This is a genomic window from Micromonospora sp. NPDC003816 (assembly GCF_042874705.1).
In the GTDB taxonomy this organism is placed as follows: domain Bacteria; phylum Actinomycetota; class Actinomycetes; order Mycobacteriales; family Micromonosporaceae; genus Micromonospora.
In genome coordinates, this window is sequence record NZ_JBIANP010000002.1 from 388,532 (window position 1) to 407,360 (window position 18,829).

The window sequence follows — 18,829 nt, forward strand, 5'->3', positions numbered from 1 at the left end:
TCAACAGTTGGCCAAGGTGTAGGTCAGCACCACCAGTAGTGCCGCGTGGTGTGGCGCCGGGCCGTCCACGTGGCCCGGAATGCCGTTCGCGCCGACCTCCCCGAGGAGTTCGTCGAGTCTGTCCACCCAGTACATGCGGTGCGTGGGGTTGGCCTCGCAGCAGGCCACGTCCTCCAGGGCATTTCTCCAAGCGTCGACGAAGCCAGGCTCCCGGGCTTCCTGTGGGGTCATCCCCAGCACGATGGAAACGGCACCGAACACGGTGGCGTTCCAGCGTCCGTCGTCGACCTGGTCCGGTTGTTCGCCGACGATGCCGGCGGCCAGTGCAGCGGCCAGTTCGCGGGCCCTACCGTCGGTGTACATCAGGCGAAGCAGGCGGTCGTCCCAGGGTTTGCGGTGCAACGGCTTCGGCTTCGGTTCGAGGTAGTCGAGGGCGAAGGAGACCGTCATCGGGCCCCGCACGGTGGTGCGGGGCTCCATCTCGAACGTCTGGATCGGTTCGGTCGGCTGATAGCGGGACTCGGTCGGGTCGATCGCCCCGTTCGCCGCCTCGACCAGTTCGAGCACCGCCTTGTGGGCGGAAAGCAGTCGGTTGTCCGGGTCCCGCGCCTGGAGGTGAGCGAGCTCGTCGGCGACGTACGGGTGCCGCAGGTCTGCGACGTTCTCGCGGAGGTACTCCTCGGCGGTGGGCCAGTCGGGCTGCCCCAGCCACTTGGAGAGGATCACCGATCCGGACCGCGCGACCGGGCCTGTGGTGATCTGACCGGCGGTGGTGAGAAGCGTCGGGACGAACGCCGACGTCGACCAGGGTTGCGCACCGTCCGGCCCGGTGACCTGCCAACCGGCGTCCGCGGCGGTGCTCTCTGGACTGATCAGCGCAAGGTCGTAGCGGTTCACCAGTGCGGTCAGGGCCGCGGCGGGCGCGGTGGCGACCACGATCGGCTGGAGTTGCCGTTCACCGAGCTTGATCAGCGTCATGCCGAGCACGGTCAGCACGGCGCTTCGTTCGTCGACTCGGGCACCGACCTCGACCACCACCACCGGACGCCGCACCGCGCGGGCCGCCCGCGCCACCGCCTCGGCGACCGGTCGCTGCCGCCACCTGTCGACGTCGCCCACGACCAGCAATCCACCGTCGTACGCGGCACCCCGGGGTGCGTCGATCCGTGGCGGTCCGAACGGCACCGGGTGCCGCTGTGGCGCATCGTGCACGCCCGACGGGTAGCCGATCACCAGCAGCGCCATCATCGACGCGTCGGCCGACGCGTCGAGCAACTCCGGCGGAGGCTTGGGTTCCGACTCCCTCCCCGGCTCCGGCTGCCGGAACCGGACGAACGCACCCGCAGGCTCGACCATGGGAGCACCGACGACGTCGGCGGTGAGCGTGCCCAACCGCACGTCCCCGTCTCCGGGCAGGATGTGGGCGGTCCCGACCGACACCGTCACGTCGGTGCGGCGCGCCTCCTGCACTCGCTCCCCGAAGCGGGACAGGGCCTTGAGCTCCGCTTCGGTGCCCTCCGCGTCGCCGGGCAGGAAGAGCACCAACAGCAACGCGCCCTCGTACCTGGCGTTGCTGCGCGCCAACTCGCGGGTGAAGTTCCGGGGGCCGTACCGTCCGTTGCGGGTGACCACCTCGCCCGTCTGTGGATCCAGCGTGGCGTAGACCGACCACACCCCTGGCCGGAAGTCGGGCATCCGCCGCACCGCGTGGTACGTGTCCAGGGTGTCCGCAGGGTGCGGGTAGTAGATCTTCGAGTCGAACTCGTACCGTGACTCGATCCGTCCCCGGCTGCTGTACACGCTCGACCTGACCGGTTCGCGCACCTGGTCGGCGATGAGCCGGGCCACATCGCGCAACCACCGGTCCAGATGATCAAGCGGGCCGAGACGGCCTGACGAGTACCGGCCGGAGAGACCGTCCAACGCCCAGGTGCCGGTCTGCGGATCCCGACGCAGGTTCCCGGCCACCCCGGCCCGGGTCAGTCTCGCGGTGCCGTCGCCCTCGAACCGCGCGGCCAGCGAGGGATGTCCGGGACCGTCGAGCATGTCCCGGACATCGGCCAGGGTGACGGTCGGGTCGACCTTCCGCATCGACGTGAGCAGGTCGTCGAGCTGCGCCGGCGACATCGCGTCGGTCGCGGTCTCCGAGCCGACGAACACCAGGAGGTCGCGGGCGTCCTCACCCTCCTGGGCCTCGGCGTACGACCCGCGTTCCAGGACGAGGAAGAGCCAGTCGTGGTCCGGACGCCCGGCCCAGACCTCGGGTGTGAAGTCGGCCAGCGGCATCCACAACGGGTTGAGCCGGACGTCGAGCCCGTCCGTTTTCTCGCCCCGCACCACACTGCTCTGCGGCGCCTGCTCGATCTCCGGCACCACGCCGGCTCCGACGTTCTCCGGCCGGTCGTACCACCGTGAGGCGGTCGGATCGACGGGTCCGTCGGTGGGAAGCACCACCGGCGCCGGGTCCGCCGCGCGGTGCTGCACGAGGAACCAGCCGTCGCCCGCCTCCTCGACGAACCGGGCCCAGGACAGTCGCTCGGTCGACGTGTCGCCGCGAGCAGGCCGATAGACGAGCAGGTCACCGTTGCGTAGTCGGGTGGCTGCCTGCGCCTGCCCGGAGACACCGACGAAGATGACGCCGTCGCCTCGTTGCAACGCGCGAAGTCTGTCGTCCACCGTGGTCGCCCGTGGCGAATCGGCGGCGAGCAGCGAGCGCAGCCGGTAGGGCACGTCCATCATCACCATCTGATGCTCGTGCAGCTGGGTGGCGTGTTCGGCAGCGACCTGGAGGTCCGGCTGCCCCAGGGCCGACGGATCGATCCCGTCGACCGGTCCGCCGGCCATCAGCCAGCGCAGGGCGAGCAGCGGCGACGCGTCGCCGAGCGGCCACCAGCCCTCCGGAGGCGAGGCGAAACGACCGAGCCGGACCGCGCCGTCGCCGTCCACGAACAGGCTCGGGGGCGGCAGGTCGTCGCCAGGAGGAGGTACGGGCCGCAGCGCCAGCGCGGTGCGTCCCCCGCCCGAGGGCGGCAGGTCCGCCACGAGCCGCAGGCCGACCGTGGCCGCACCCGACACCAGGTCAGCGCCGAGCGGTACCGCGGTGCCGCCGGTGGCGGGGAAGTACCAGAACTCCGAGGGCTGCGCCTCGTGGAGATCGACCGTGCCGTCGGGGCGTCGATCCGCCCGCACCGCCGACACCCGTCCCTGCGGGTCGAGTGCGATGTCGTCGAGGGGCGCGATCACCGGCTGCCGCAACCGGTCGCGGACGCGAGCGGCCAGCAGGCCGTGCGTGCCGTCGCCACGGGCGGCTCCCCCCACCAGCAGGACCAGCGGTGCCGAGGTGTCGGCGGCCTGCGACGCCCAGCGGTCGATCAGGTCGGTTCCGGTGAACCGGGCGGTCACGTCCCGGGGGCGCCGACCGTCGAGCACCACCGGGACACGCGCCACGTCCGTGGTCGGGTCGTACTCGGCGAGCAGTGCCGGCGACGAGCCGAAGGCCGCCGGCTGACCCCACGAGCCGGTCGGTCGGTACGACTGGAAGACGTCGCCGTCGACCCGGCGCACGAACAGTGTCGCGCCGCCGCCCGGGTACGTGCGGGCGTCCTCGTCGCCCAGCACGACCAGGTCGACTCCCAGTGCGACGGCGAATACCGCGACGACCTCGTCGAGGATGGCGGAGTTCCACATCCGGGGCGCACCGATCGCCGCGACCAGCAGCGCGGCGGCATCCCGGGCCGGGTTCGCCCCGGGCGAGCCCGCGCGCACCAGCGCCCCCGCCGCGTCGGAGTCCGGGGTGAGCAGGGTGAGGAACCGGTACAGGCGGGCCGTGTCCTCGTCGGCCATCGCGACCAACCGGGTGCGCAGCGACGGCTCGCCGAGGGACGGCTCGTTCAGGCCCAGTGCCCCGGCGAGCAGCGCGACCGCCTCGTCCGCCAGGCTGCCGATGATCAGCTCGCCGATGGACCGGATCGTGAACCGGTGCGGATCGGCGCGGACGACCTGTCCGGCGTGCTGGAGCAGGGTGGCTTCGTCCCGTACGTGCGCCGGCAGCTCCAGGCCCTGGGCGCGGGCGCTGTCGAGCACCGCCCGGGTCAGACTGCCGGGCTCGGTGCCCAGGTCCCGGGCACCCAGGTGGTATTCCCACTCGTCGACGACGGTGGGTTCGCCGTCGGCCAGCAGCCTGGTCGTGAGCGGCTCCACGCGACTCGCGGGCACGAGAGACGCGGACTGCCGTTCCCGCCAGATGACCGCCATCATGATCACGGCGCGTAGCGACGGATCCGCCACCCGCGCGAAGGAAGCGAGGGGCAGCGGTGGCACCGCGCTGACCCGGCGGTCCAGCCGGCTGCGGTCGTAGGGGGCGAACTCGTATCCGAGGTGGGCCAGCAGATCGGGATGACGAGCCAGCCCGCCCGGCAGCCCGTGGATCGCGGCCAACGCGCCGAAGACCGGTCCTGCGGTGTCCACCTCCGCCACCCGGACGACGTCGCCGGCCGGGTTCTGGAAGGCCACGGAGACCATCGTGGTCCCGGCGCCGTGCAGTCGGCTCAGTTCGGCGTTGACGGACCGCCGGTCGGGCTCGCGTTCCAGATCCCAGCCGCGGGACTCCGGCTCCGCACCGGTGGCCCCGGGCAGGTCGACGTCGATCCGGACCCCGGTCAGTGCGACGTCCGTCCACATGAGGTTCCGCTGGTCGAACCGGCTGTCGGCGGCGTACTCGACGAGTTCTTTCAGCCGACTGAACATCGCCCCGACGTCGCGGCCGTACCCGACGGTGATGCTCCGGAACTCGACGTCCAGTTTGAGGGCCATCGACAGGGCCGTGAGCACCCGCTCCGCGTCGTCGACCGACAGCGCCGAGAGGTCTTCGAGGGTCCAGCCGGCGTCCCGCGCGCCCCAGAGGACCTCAGCGACGTCGCCGTCGAAGTCCTGGATGCCGTCCAACCGGGCGACCCACTCCCGGAGCCGGGTCGCCGTCACCTCGGGCGTTTCAGGGGCCGACGGTAGCTCGGCGGTACCGCGTGCCGCCGCACCGTCCGCGCCGGACTGGAGGTGGCCCGCCGCCATGGTGATGAACTCCAGCGCCACGTCCAGCGTGACCTCGGCCAGTTCCGCGACCGTGAGGGCGTCCTCGATGGGCGTACCCACGAGCTGGTACTGCTCCCTGAGGTGGAGCAACTTGAGTTCCTCCGCGTCGCTGACGCCCAGCAGACGACGGGTGAGCGAGTCGCGCGGCGGCACCCCGCCCACGTGCTCACGCAGCAGGGCGGCCAGTTCGTTCAGCACCACGTGCCGAGGACCACCACGGTCGACGTGGACCGCGATCTCGCCACGGATCGGTGCCAGGTCGCGCGCGTCCACCCGACCCCGGTTCGCGAGCAGGAACACCCAGGACCCGTACGGGTCGTCCGACAGCTCCACCGGCACCCGGCCGACCCGTACGCTGTGTCCCAGCACCAGCAGGTAGCTCAGGTCGAGCGCGTCCGCCAGGGATTCGATCTCGTGTCGGCCCCAGGAACCGCCGGGCGTCCTCCCGTCGTGGTAGTCACGGATCTTCTCGACGACCCGCGCGAGGTCGTCGAACCTCGCCGTGCCGATCCCGTCCAGGTCCGACGGGTCCATGCCCAGCACGTCGGCGGTCCACTGCCGGTCCGCAGAGTCCAGTTCGCGCCCGGTCACCGGCTGGTTGGCGTCGAAACCGAGGTCGGTCATGAAGGCCAGGTGCCGGCTCGGCTCCTCGATGACCGTTCCTGCCCGTTGCGCCATGTCACTGAGAACGCCCCGGATCCAGGCCGCATCGGAATGCGCCGCCACCCCACCTGCCCGCAGGAAGGGTTGCAACAGCCGCACCGGCACCTGCAGATCCAGGGCCGACTGGTAGACCGCCTCGTACGGCGGCTGCACACCCCATGCCCGGAGCCGGTCCGGGGTCCGCTCGGACAGATGTTCCTGCGCCCTGGCCTGCCGGTAGACCAGCCCCGACGGCACCTGCTCCTCGACTGCCAGCGAGTACACCATCTCGGGGTCCAGCCACGAACGCTCGCGTCGGTCACCCTCGATGTCGTGCTGATGGACAGCGAACAGCGTGGCCCAGGACGCGGCCAGCAGGTTGTCCACGAACTGCGCGGGCGGGAGATCGTCGGCACCGGGCGGAGCTTCCGCCGTCGCCGACACCTCCGCTGCCGACATACCGCCGGTCAATCGGTCCCACGTCCGCATCGCCGTGGCGAGTTGTCGAGCCGCCTCGACCACCTGGTCTGCCACCGCGGCCGTGATCAGCGACGCCGACGGCGACGCGGCGGCACCGGCCGCCACCAGCAGTCGGGTGACGTGCACCGCCGCCGTACGGATCACCAGGTCGGCGTTGCGGTGGATGTGCCAGGTGGAGCTGGGTCGGCTCAGCGGTTCGAGTCGGGTGTGCATCTCGGCCAGCATCTGCCCGGCCGCGTCCCGTCGCCCGCCCGGCTTCGGCCCGGGTAGCGCAGCCGCCAGCTCGGCGAGACCAGCCGGCGTGGTCGTCTCGTCCACGCCGGGTATCGATCGGTCGGCGTGGTGCTCCGTCCACCACCGGACGGCGGCGGTCAGGGCACCGGCCGCACGGGTGGCTGCCTGGATCACGTCGCCCGGGTCGGCGACGGGGTGGTGGAGCGTCAGCGTCACGGAGCGGGCCGTACCGACGATGATCGCCGCCTGCCGGGTCAACGCTCCGACGAACGGATCGTCCGCGACCGCGTCGACCTCCTGCCACACCGCGCTCGGGTCGGCCACGGCGACATCCCGCGACCGGCGCAACTGCTCGACATCGCGGGTCAGTTCCGCCACGTGTACGGCCCGGAGGCGATCGGCGAGGTGCAGTCCCCCGCCCTGCGGACCGGCGCCGACCTCGGCGAACCGCAGGAGTTCCCGGACGTACCGTGACCGCTGATCGTCGGGGGCGGACTCGCTGATGATCGACGCGTCGCTCCGGACCGGCCACTCCTGCGCGTCACCACCGCCGTCGCCACGCGGTGCCGGCCGGCCGAGCGCGGCCCACCGGGTGACGAGTTCCTCGATCTGTCCCGGGGAGGGCCGCACCTCGGGGGGCATCTCCCGGATCCGGTCGAACAGCGGGCGCAACGACAGCAGCCCGCGCGGGTCCGTCTCCCAGGTGGCCGCCAGCCAGACCACCACGTACGGGAGCCGCATCAGGCCGAGCCGGTAGGCGATCCAGGGCAGCTCGACCGGTACCCGACCGGTCACCTCCACCAGTCGTACCAACGCCGGTGCCTGCGTGGCCGACAGCCCGAGACGGTCGGCCAACTCCGACAGGCGCGCGCCGTCGACTCCCGGCAGTGCCGTCACCCGACGGAGATAGGCGACCCGCACACCGAGTTGTTCCGCCCACTGCGCCAGGTCGGTCGGGGCGGACGCGGGAACGTCCCGCTTCCGGGCGAGCGCCCGGGTCAGCTCGGCCGTGGTCGCCGGCTCGGGTGCCACCGGCACGAGGGCATCGGCCACCCGCTCGCTCGGCACATCGCCCAGGGCGGCCCAGACCGACTCCGCGATCGCCGGGGAGTCCACCAGCGGACGGAGGTGCTCGACGGGGAACCCGAGGCGCGCGGTCCACCGCACCCATCTGACGACGTCGGCGTCCGCCGGCAGCAGCGCCGACACCGCTTCGGCGACCCGCTGCCCCTGACGGCGCAGCTCCTCCGGGTCGTCCGGACTGGCGACGGGCACCGATGCGGCGGCCGCCCGGAGCTGGTCCCCCAGGGCCAGCGCCAGGTCGACGGGGGGTACGCCGAACTGCTCGGCCGCCGCTTCCAGAGCCACCGGGCCGGCGAGGCCCGACTCCGTGGCCAACGTCGCCAGGCTCCCGGCCGCCCGGCTTCGGCCGGTCAGCGCCGCGCGCACGTGGGCCGTCGGCAGCTCGTACAGCAGTTCCAGCGGTACGCCGAGTTCGCGCAGCTCCCCCAGCGCGGACCGGTCGGCGGGCGACAGCTTCGACCGGCGGACCAGTCGCATCAACCACACCAGGTCGCTGTCGGTGCGGACGCCCTCCCCGGCCAGCTCCGTGCGCAGCAGGTCGACCCAGGAGCCCTCGTCCGGCTCGATCTCGCGGGAGTCCCCCGCGACGCGCACCAGCGCGTCCCCCACCGTCACGACGAGTTCCGGCAGCACCCCCAGGTCGCGGACCACACCGAACAGCGGCCCGGGTCCGGCGAGCCCGATCTCTCGCGCGTGGGTGCCCACGTCGAGCGGCACCGTGCCGAGCACCTCGACCAGGTTCACCAGTTCGGCGACCTCGTCGCCCGCCATGGCCAGTCGCTGGGCCAGCCGATCGACCTCGGTCCGGTCGAACGGCAGTTCCCCGTCATCCAGCAGGCGAGCCGCCTGCGGGCCGGTGATCCCGACACCCTGCAACCATCGCGCGTCGTCGGTGTCCGTCGTGCGGCCGTCGGGGCCGGCGTCCGCTCCGGGGGCGACCAGTACGACCGGGAAGTCCGTCTCGGGCACGACGGGCAGCGACGCGACGGCGTCGTCACCCCCCGACGGGTCGGTCGTCGGCGGCGCCAGGTAGGGCAGGTCCAGTGCCACCAACCGCTCGTGCATGCGCTGGTAGCTGGTGGTGCGATCCGCCTCGGAGACCTGCGGGGCCGGGCCGTGGGCAGCTCCGAACAACACGCGCCGGTGTGCGTCCACGGCTGCCGAGGCCGCACCGGCTCCGGGATGGCCCTCGGCAGCCAGCCGCCGCAGGGCCGCCAGCCGATCCGGCACCGCCCAGGCGACGAATCGCACCTGGGCCTCGGTCGTGGCGAGTGCGCCTGGCAGATCGGACGGCGACGGCGAGGCGGCACCAGCCGCCCCACGGGGTGGCACCACGCCGGCCGCCGCCGGGGATGCGCTCGTCCCGGCCGGTGCCGTGTCGGTCCGGCTCGCGGTCGGCGCCTCGACGGACGCATCACGGATCGCACCGGGTGCGCCACCGCGCAGGCGGGGCAGCCACTGCCGGCTCGCGGTCAGGAAGTAGTCGGCGGTCCGTTCACCGGTCTCCGGGTGCCGGCCGTGCACGCCGGTGTCGTCGATCAGCACCGGCACGAGCAGCCACCGATCGGCGCCCGGCACCGACTGCTCGACCCGGATGTGGCTGGTCAAGCCCTCCGGCGTCGCCTCGACCGGCTGGTGCCGGGCGATCTCGGTCAGCTCGGCCTTACGTTCCCGTAGGCGGTGGATCTCCGTCTGCACGGACAGGATCTCGTCCGACAGATCGGCGATCCGCGCAGCGGCTGCCGTCGGTTCGAGCTCGTCGCGGTTGCGGCCCTCCTCGACGGCTGTCCGGTCGGCAGTCAGATCCGTGAGAGCCTTCGCCCTGTCGATCAGGGCACGCGTCATCTCACTGAGGCGGACGCGGTCGACGCTCGCCGCTTCTGCCGGGGTGACCTCGCGCGCGGCCACGAACAGGGCGGGCGTGAAACCGGTGGTGGACCAGTGCACCCGACCGTCCGGACCGATCACCCGCCACGGTGCGGCGGGACCCGCCTCGTCCGCGCCGATCACGGGCAGGCCGTGCCGGCGTACCAGGGCCGTCAGTTCGGCACTGTGCGTGGCCGCGAGCACCAGCGGTAGCTGACGTCGAGCGCCGAACAGCGTCAGCGTCGCGCCGAGTGCGGTCAACGCCGCGTGTTTCGGCTCGGGCTCCGGGCCGACCACCACCACCGGACGCGCCCAGGAGGCTGCCGCCTCGGCCACCCTCTCCGCGAACGGCCATTCCCGCCACCGGGTCAGGTCCCCCACGACCAGCACGCCGCCGTCGTAAGCCGTGCCGGGAGGCGCCTCGACGCGGGGTGCGCCGAACGGAACCGGATACCGCTGAGGTACTACCTCCGCATCGGACGCCTCCCGACGCTGGTGCAGGTGCCACGTCATCGCCGCATCGGCCGAGGATCCGAGTCGCCTCTGCTCGCCGAACAAGGTCAGTTTGACGAACTGGCCTTCCTCCTGGATCAGCAGACCGCCGTGAACGTCGACGGTCAGCGTCCCCAGCCGCACGTCGGTGTCCCCGGGCAGGATGCGGGCCGGACCGTCGTTGACGACGACATCCTCGAAATTCCCGTGGCGGTGAACGGCCTGCGCGAACCGCATCAGGGCCTGCCGATCCGTTGCGGATCCCTCGGCGCCGCCGGGCAGGAAGAACACCAGCAGCAGGGAGACCTCCTCGTCGAGGCCCGCACGGTGGAGCTGTTGGACGAAGGTCTGTGGGCCGTATCGACCTTCTCGGGTCACCACCTCGCCGGTCGCCGGCTCCAGGGTGGCGAAGACCGAGGTGTAGGTCGAGTACCTGGGCATTCGCCTGACGGCGGCGAATGTGTCCTCGTTGTCGGCGGGATGGACGAAGTGGACCCCGGCAGGGATGTCGTGTCGGGCGCCAGGCCTTCCCGTGCCGGACCCGATCCGGACGCTCAGCGGGAGCACCGGTGCCCGCACCTGGTCGGCCACGAGCCGCGCCGCGACGATCAACCAGTCATGCATCGATCGGGGGCTGTGCTGGTGACGTTCCTCCGTGTCGTTGAACCTGCCCGATTTGTCGTTCATATACCAGATGTCGGTGCCGGGGTTCCAGCGCAGTTCGCCCGCGACACCGGCAGGTGCCACGAGGGCCGCGTCACGTGTCGCCGGGTCGGTGGAGAACCTCACTGCCAGGGAGGGATGGCCCGGGCCGTCGACGAGGTCTCTGACGTGACCCGGCGTGGCCTCCGGGTCGGTCCGCCGCAGCGTCGCCAACAGCTCGTCGAACTGCCAGCTCGACATCGCGGCGGACGCGGCCTCCGAGCCGACGAAGACCAACAGGTCGTCGGGATGCGTCCCGGCCTCGGGATCCTCCTGCTCCGACCCGGTGTGCGCCCGACGCTCCAGCACCACGAACATCCAGGTGTGGCCGGGCCGCCTACCCCACACCTGCGGCGTGAACTCGGCCAGCGGCATCCAGAGCGGATTGAGTCGCACCTCCAGTCCGTCCACGTCGGTCATCTCGTCCACGACGGTCATCTCGTCGACGGCAGGGATCTGCTCGATCGACTGGACGAGGTGCGGCAGCACTCCGGCCGGCCGGTCGTACCGCCGGGACTCGCGGGGATCCACGCTCTCCGGGGACGGCAGCACCGGCTGCTGAACGCCCCGAAGTCCTTCGCGCACCACGTACCAGCCCGGTCCGGTCTCCTCGACGAACTGCCTCTGGGACAGCCGGGTGACACCGACGCCGCCGTGGACCGGCCGGTAGGCGAGCAGTTCCCCGTTGGGCTGTACGACGGCCGCGCGGGCCGTCCCGGTCGGGCTGAGGAAGAGGATGGAGTCACTGGGCCATAGGTCGGTCGGCCAGTCCTGCACCCGAGCCGCCCCCTCGGGCGCTTCGGCGAACGCGGCCAGCACCAGTTCCGTAAGGTCCACCGGCACCATCCGCCCCCCGCGCAACTTGACGGCCTGCGCGGCGGCGAACTCCAACTCCTCCTGTCCCAGTGCGCCCAGGTCGAGCCCCTCATCCGGGCCGCCGTCGAGCAGCCATCGCAGGGCGAGGTACGGCGTGGCGTCGCCGAGCGACAGCCAGCCCGGCGGTGGTGCGGCGGCACTACCGATTCGCGCCGTACCGTCGCCGTCCACGAAGAGGCGCGGCACCGGCGCTTCCTCGACCGCCGGCCGGGCCGGTCGGGCCGCCAGGACGGTCGCCCCGGTGTCGGGGATCGGGAGGTTCACCACGATCGGCAGCCCGAGGGGTTCCGCACCCGCCGCGAGGTCGTTCCCGACCGACTCCGACCCGCCTCCGGCCGGTGGGAAGTAGCGGAACTCACCAGGCTCCGTCCGGGTATGGTCGACGGTTCCGTCCGGGGCACGGACCACGGAGGCGGCCGAGACCTTCCCGTCGGCGCCCAGCACGATGTCGACGGTGCTGGCGATGACCGGGGTGGCGAAACGGTCCCGGAAACGGCGGGCGAGCGCACCGTACGGACCGGACTCGTCGGCGGCCCCGCCCATCACCAGGACCAACGTCTGCGGTCCCCGGCCGGGGTGGACCGCCCACTGGTCGATCAGCTCCTGGCCGGTGAGGTCGGCGGTCAGGTCCCGCAGGCGCCGACCGTCCATACCGGTCACCACGAGAGGCAGCCGTGTCACGTCGGTGGCCGGGTCGTACTCGCCGAAGATCACCTGTGCGGGTTCGATCGCGGTGAGTTGGGCCGGCACCGGTGCGGGGCGGTAGGACTGGAATCGGCCCCGCTCGCCCCTGAGCAGGTGGAGGGTCGAGCCTCCCCCGCCCGAGAACCGGCGGGCAGCCTCGGTCTCCACCACGACCAGGTCCACTTCCAGCACGACGGCGAGCACACCGAGGATCTCGTCGACCAGCGCGGAGTCCCACAGCGTCGGATCCCCGATCGCGTCCGGCAACAGGTGTGCGACATGGCTGGCAGCGGTGGCACCGCCAGCGCCGACGCGACTCAGTGTCCATGCCGCGCCCCGGCTCGGCGAAGCGACGGCGGTGCCGAGAAGTCTGCGCAGGCGCGGATTGCCCTCGCTGATCATTGTCATGATCGTCCACCGCAGGGTCGCCAGGTCATCTAGTGACTCGACCCTGATCGGCAGCGCCTGCGCCAGGCCGAGGAGTGCCTGATCGTCGAGATCTCCGGCGACCAGGTCACCGATGGTCCGCAACGGGAACCTGGTCGGGTCGTCCTGGACCGCCTGCCGCGCGTGCCGGATCAGGCCGTCCTCGTCGCGCACCTGCGACGGCAGCCGCAGCCCCTGGGCGCGGGCGCCGTCGAGGACGGCCCGGACCAGGCTGCCGGGTGCGTCACCCACGTCGTGCGGCACCAGGTGGTGCTCGTCGGCCCCGACGCGGGCGGGATCCCCGTCGTCCAGGAACCAGGTGGTGGTCGTACTCGGGCGGTCGGCCACGACCAGGGGTGCGGGCTTCCGCTGGCGTACGATCGCCGCCGCCATGACGGCCGCCCGGGCCGGCGGATGTTCGATGGGCAGGAACGGGTCGACGCGCAGCCGCTCGGGTCGGCTGACCCGACGATCCAGTCGCGTCGAGTCATACGGGTCGACCTCGTACCCCAGGTATCCCAGCAGTTCGGGGTGCATCGTGAGGCCGCCCGGGAGGGCGATCACCGCGATCAACGCGCTGACGGTCAGCGGCGTCAGGTCCAGTTCCGCGATCCGTGTGGCCGGATCGGGGGAGGCAGCGAGGGAGACGGTCGCGGCAGCGACACGTGTTCCGTCCTGTCGGAGCTCACGCAGGCCCCGCTCCATCTCCTCCCAGGTGGCCGGGTCGTTCGTGAGGATCCATTCCCGCCGGGTCTCGACCGCTGCGAACGTCGCGAAGTCAGCGTCGACCGAGTGCGGCACGTGAACGTTGACGCGAAACCGTGAATCGGGCTCGGCCCACCGGGGCATCGGGAGTTCGAGGCGGGCACCGGCGACATCGGCGACGAATGTGGTCAGCACAGGGAGGAGCTTCTCGACGTTGCGGCCGTACCAGAAGACGGTGTTGTGGTAGACGCGGTTGAGCCCCGCCTCCGAGGCGGACGCCGCGAGGGCCGCAAGGACCTTCTTCCGCTCGTCTCCGGGCAGCGCCGACAGCTCGTCGAACGTCCAGCCGACCCGCCGCGCCTGCGCGGTCAACGGAGGGTGGAGGCGTGTGGACGTCCAGGCGATCCCGCCGAGCCAGTCGACCCACTCGTTGACCATGCGTGGCAGCGCCGCGGGGTCCACGGTGCGGACGGGCGCCTCGGCCTCCGGGCCGCCCTGGGGTACGGGACGGGAGCCGACCGCCAGTCCGATGGCGTCGGCGGTCAGCCAGAGGTCGACCTCACCTGCCTGGTAGGCCGTCTCGACCAGTTCCGTCGCGGAGACGCCGGCCTGTTGTGCGAGGAGTCCCAGGTGTCGCGGTACGCGGTCGTTCGAGGCCACACCGATCCGGAGCAGTTTGCCGGTGAGGCTCTCCCTCGGCGCCGGGGCCTTCCCCTTCGCCCGGATTCGCGCGAGCGCCCGTTCCACCACGACCTGCCGGGGCAGTGCCCGATCCATCACCTCGGTGAGTACCGTCCCGAACTGTTTCGTCACCTCCCGAGAGTCCATCCGGAGCGCGGTGGCGAGCAGGAACAGGTACGCGCCGTACATTTTGTCCGCCAGTTCCATCGGCACTCGGCCCATCCGGACGCTGTGGCCGGTGACCAGGTAGCTGCTGAGGCCCAGCGCGTCGGCCAGCGATTCGAGGTCGTGCCGTGCCCAGTTTCCGTCGGGTTCGCGGACGGCGTACTCGCGACGCACCAGATCGACGAGTTCGAGAAGCGACCGGAGGGAGACCCCGTCGGCGCCGTCCAGATCCTCCGGGTCCAGGCCGAGGATGTCGGCCACCCACCGGTGCGGCCAATCCTCGAGTTCGCCGGGGCGCGTGGCCTGGGTGGTCCGCAGGCCGACGTCGGCCAGGAAAGCGAGCCGGCGCCGGGGCCACTTCGCGATCCGGTCCGGCAGTTGTACCCGCAGCAGGGAATCCCTCACCTGCTCCAGGTCGGGTGCGGTGCCCGCCCTCGCACTCAGCAGGGCCCGCAGCGGCGACAGCAACCGCACCGGCACCGACAGATCGTTCGCCAGGCGGTAGAGGTCCTCGTGCGGCGGTCCCAGGCTCCAGGTCGCCCGCAGACCAGATGCGCGCTCGGAGTGGTACCCGTTGCGTCGGGCGTACTCGTAGACCACGCCGGGCGGGACCTTGAGTCTGCCGGCCGTCGCCACGATCGCCAGGTGATCCAACCAGGGGCGGAGGTAGCGGTCCTCCTCGATCTCGGACTCGGGTACGTCGATGAGCTTCGCCCACGACGGGGCCAGGATGACGTCCGCGCTCTGGTCGTCGGTCTCCGTTCTGTTCCGGGCCTCTGCCTGACCGTCGGTCACGGCTGCGGCGAGTTCGGCTGCGGACAGGCCACCGGCCAGCCGGTCCCAGGCCGCCACGGTCGCGGTGAGCCGCTGAGCGGCCTCGATCGCCTGGGCGGCGACCGCGTTCGCGATCAACGCCGTCCCGGGCCGAGCGGGTGTGCCCGCCCCCACCACCAGACGGGCGATGTGCGTGGCGGCCGCCTCGATCACCATGGCAGCCGTCCGATAGACGCTGCCCGCCTCGGTCGTCCGGGTCAACGTGTGGAGCAGCGTGCGTACCCCGGTCAACATCGCGGCCAGGTCGTCACGACCGGCCTGCGCCGAGGCCCGCCTCTCGCCCGCTGGCAGCGACCGCAGCAGGTCGGGAACGCGCACCGGCCGGGCCGGATCGTCTCCGGCCGACGGTATCGGCCGGTCGGCGTGCCGATCGGTCCAGGCACGTACGGCGTCGACCACGGCGTCGGCAGCCTGGACGGCTCCCCGAACCACCTCCGTCACGTCGGGTGAGGTGATGTCGCGGGTCAGCGCGGGTACCGCTGCGGTCGCCGCCGAGGCGACGATCGCCGCCTGCCGGGTCAGCGTTCCCAGGTCGGGGTCGGCGGCGACCTTCTCGGTGTCCTGCCACAGTTCCTCGGCCTCGACGGAACTGATCTCCGCCCACCGACGCAGCCTGTCGCGCCGATCGCGGACCGCCGTCGGCACGAACGTCCGGAGGCGGTCCAGGACCTCCAGTCCGGCTCCCTCCGGGCCTGATCCGAGACCGGCTGCCCAGAACAGTGCCGAGGCGTTCCGGCGGCTCCGGCCGGCACCGTCCGCCCTGGTCCAGGTCGAGCGACCGCTGTAGACGAGCGCGGCCAGGCTCGTGTGCTGTGCCTGTTGCTCGTCATCGTCCGGGATGGACAAGAGGCTGTGTGAGCGGTGCGACTCCGACGCCGAGCTTCGGTCCGAGTCGTCGTCGCGACCACTGTCCCTCTGGGGGGCAGGCTGAGGGGCGCGGACGCTCGCCGCCGTTTCCTCGGCAGTGGGCCACATCCGGAACTGGTCGTCGTCGAAGGTGTCGTGCCGGTCGAGCAGCAGTCCGTCCGTGAGGTCGGCGGCGGGCTCTGCGTGATACCCCGCGCCCGCGCGGCCCGGGTCCGCCCAGCGACCGACCAGCTCCTCGATCTCCTGCATCGACGGTCGACTCCGAGTGGGCAGCTCCGCGATCCGTGCGAACAGCGGACGCAGCGGCATCAGCCTGCGCGGATGGATCTCCCAGTAGCTGGCGAGCCAGACCAGCAGATAGGGACCCGCTGGCATGCCCAGCCGGTAGGCGAACATGAGCAGGTCGTCAGCCGACACCCGACCGGTGACCTCGACCAGCCGGACCAGTGCGGCGGCTTGCTCTGGGGGCAACGCGAGGCGGTCGGCCATCGCCGGCAGCGCTCGCCCGTCGACGCCGGGCATGACCAGCACCCGCCGCAGGTAGTAGTCGGGCACACCGAGTCTTTGCGACCACGCGGCCAACTCCTCCGGGGTGGGCACGGCGACGTGCCGAGCAGCGATCGGCGCCGGGGCCGCCGCCTCCGGCACCAACGGCACGAGCACCTCGGCGACCCGGCCCCCGTGCACGTCACCCAGGGCCTCCCAGATGAGACCTTCGAGCATCGGAATCTCGGCCAGCGGGCGGAGCCGGTCCACCGGGAATCCGAGCCGCGCACTCCAGCGCACCCAGCGGTCGAGTCCGGGTCCGGTCGACGCGACCTGGGCCAGGAGGCGATCGGCGACCCGCTGCCCCTGCTTCCGGAGGCCGTCCGGCCCCGCGTCGGACAGCGGTGGAGCATCGGACACGGCCGCCCGCAGCCGGTCGCCGAGGGCCAGGGCCAGGTCGACCGGGGGTACGCCGAGTCGCTCGGCCGCCGCCTCCAACGCGGCCGGGCCGGCGAAGCCGGCATCGGCGGCCAGCGCCGCCAGACCGGTGTCGGCCCGACGCCGGCCGTCCAGCGCCGCCCGGACGTACTCGTCGGGCAGTTCGTGCAGCAGTTCCAGCGGTACCCCGAGGTCGCGCAGCTCGCCCAACCACCTGCGGTCGGCGGGGGCCAGGTCCATCCGGCGGGTCAGCCGCATCAGCCACACCAGGTCGCTGTCGGTGCGGACACCGGCGTCGGCCAGTGCCGTCCGGAGCCGGTCGACCCAGCTGCCCTTGTCCGGTTCGAACTTTGACGAGCCGTCCGCGACCCGGGCCAGCACATCGCCGAGCGCTGCCACGTCTGCGGGGGACACCGCGAGTTCACGGACCACACCGAACAGCGGACCGGGCCCGGCGAGCCCCGCAGCCTCGGACCGTTCCCGCAGGTCCAGCAGCACCGCGCCGAGGACCTCGGTCAGCGCGACCAGTTCCCGGGCGTCTCCCTCCCCGCCCAACATCCGCACCACCTGGTCGACCTGTCCCGGGTCGAAACGCAGACGTCCACCGGTCACCAGTCGCGCGACCTGGTGGGGTGGGATGGTGTTCGAGGTCAGCCACGCCCGCGTCGCCGGGTCGGCCACCAGGTCGGCGATCGCGGGTGGCTTTGGGGACCCGGGTGCCGTCTTGGAGCCGGATGCCTCCTTTGCCGCCTTGGACCCGGGTGGCACCAGCTGCACCGGGAAGGCCGGCACCGGCACCGCGTGCACCGGCACGACGCTGTCGTCGACGGAGACCGCCGGTGGGCCGGGCGGTGCCAGATGCGGCAGGTCCAGCGCCGAGGCCAACGCCGTCAGCCGGTCGTGCACGACGCGATAGGCGGTCGCCACCGCAGCGACGTTCCGCCGCGCGTTGCCGGGCTGTTGCCGGTTCGGTGCGGTGGTCTGCGCCAGAACCTCCCGGTACTTCTCCAGGTCGGCCAACGCCTCGACGGCACCCGGACGGCCCTCGTCGGCCAACCGCCGCAGCTCGACGAGCCGGTCCGGCACCGCCCAACTGGCCAGCCGCGCCTGCGCCCGGGTCACGACCAGCTCGTCCTCGACCCCGTTCCTGCTGGCGGGAACCGGTGGCGGGATGGGCGGCGTCCGCCGGACGTCCTGCACCACCGTCGAATCGGGCGAGCCACCCAGAAGGCGGGGCATCCACTGGCCGTTCGACAACCAGAAGGAAGCGGTCACCTCGCCCGTCTCCGGGTGGATGCTCCGCACCCCCGAGTAGTCGTCGATCAGCACCCGATATTCGTCGAACCCCCGATCACCACCCGGCTGCCGACGAACCCTGATGTAGCTCATCAGACCTCGTTCGGTCTCCTCAACCGGGTAGTGGGCGGTGATCGCGCTCAACTCGGTGATACGCGCCGTCAACCGGCCGATCTCCGACTCAGCCTGGAGCCGATCCGCCGACCCGCCCGCGCGACCGCTCCGATCGTCCGCCTGCAACCACCCCAGATGCCCCTCCCATCTGGCCAGATGCTCCCGCATCTCCGCCAGGCGCACCTGACCGACATCGGCAGGCCGCGACGCGACCGCCGGCCCGGACGTGGATTCACCGGCCGCCACGAAGAGTGCCGGCGTGAACACTGACGTGGACCACCGGACCACGCCGTCCGAGTCGACCGCGTGCCACCGCGTGCCATCGCCGGAGGTCTCTGCGAACACCACCGGTACGTGGTGAAGCGTCGCCTCCACCCTCAGCTCGGCGACAATCGCGGTCGTGACCACCAGGGGCCGAAGGCGCCACTGCACGAACCGCTGCATCGTCTCGGCGAAAGTGGCCATCTCGGCAGCCCGTGCAGCGGGGACAGCGCCGACCTCGGCGACGACGATCGGTCGGGCCGACACTCGCGCAGCCTCCACCACCGCGCCGGCCTCCGGCCGCTCCCGCCACCTGGCCAGGTCGCCCACCACCAGCACACCCCGGTCGTAGTCGGCGCCCGGCGGCGGCTCGATGCCAGGTGCGCTGAACGGAACCGGGTACTGCTGA

Annotated in this window: 1 protein-coding gene (only partly in view); it reads right to left on the bottom strand. The window is 72.1% G+C overall.

The window, feature by feature from the left end:
* Positions 1 to 18,829 carry the 3' portion of a hypothetical protein gene (locus tag ACFYTT_RS08105; protein ID WP_387258105.1) on the bottom strand. 16,499 nt of this gene lie beyond the right edge of the window, so the window shows 18,829 of its 35,328 coding nt (coding positions 16,500-35,328); its start codon lies off the right edge, out of view; its stop codon occupies positions 1 to 3.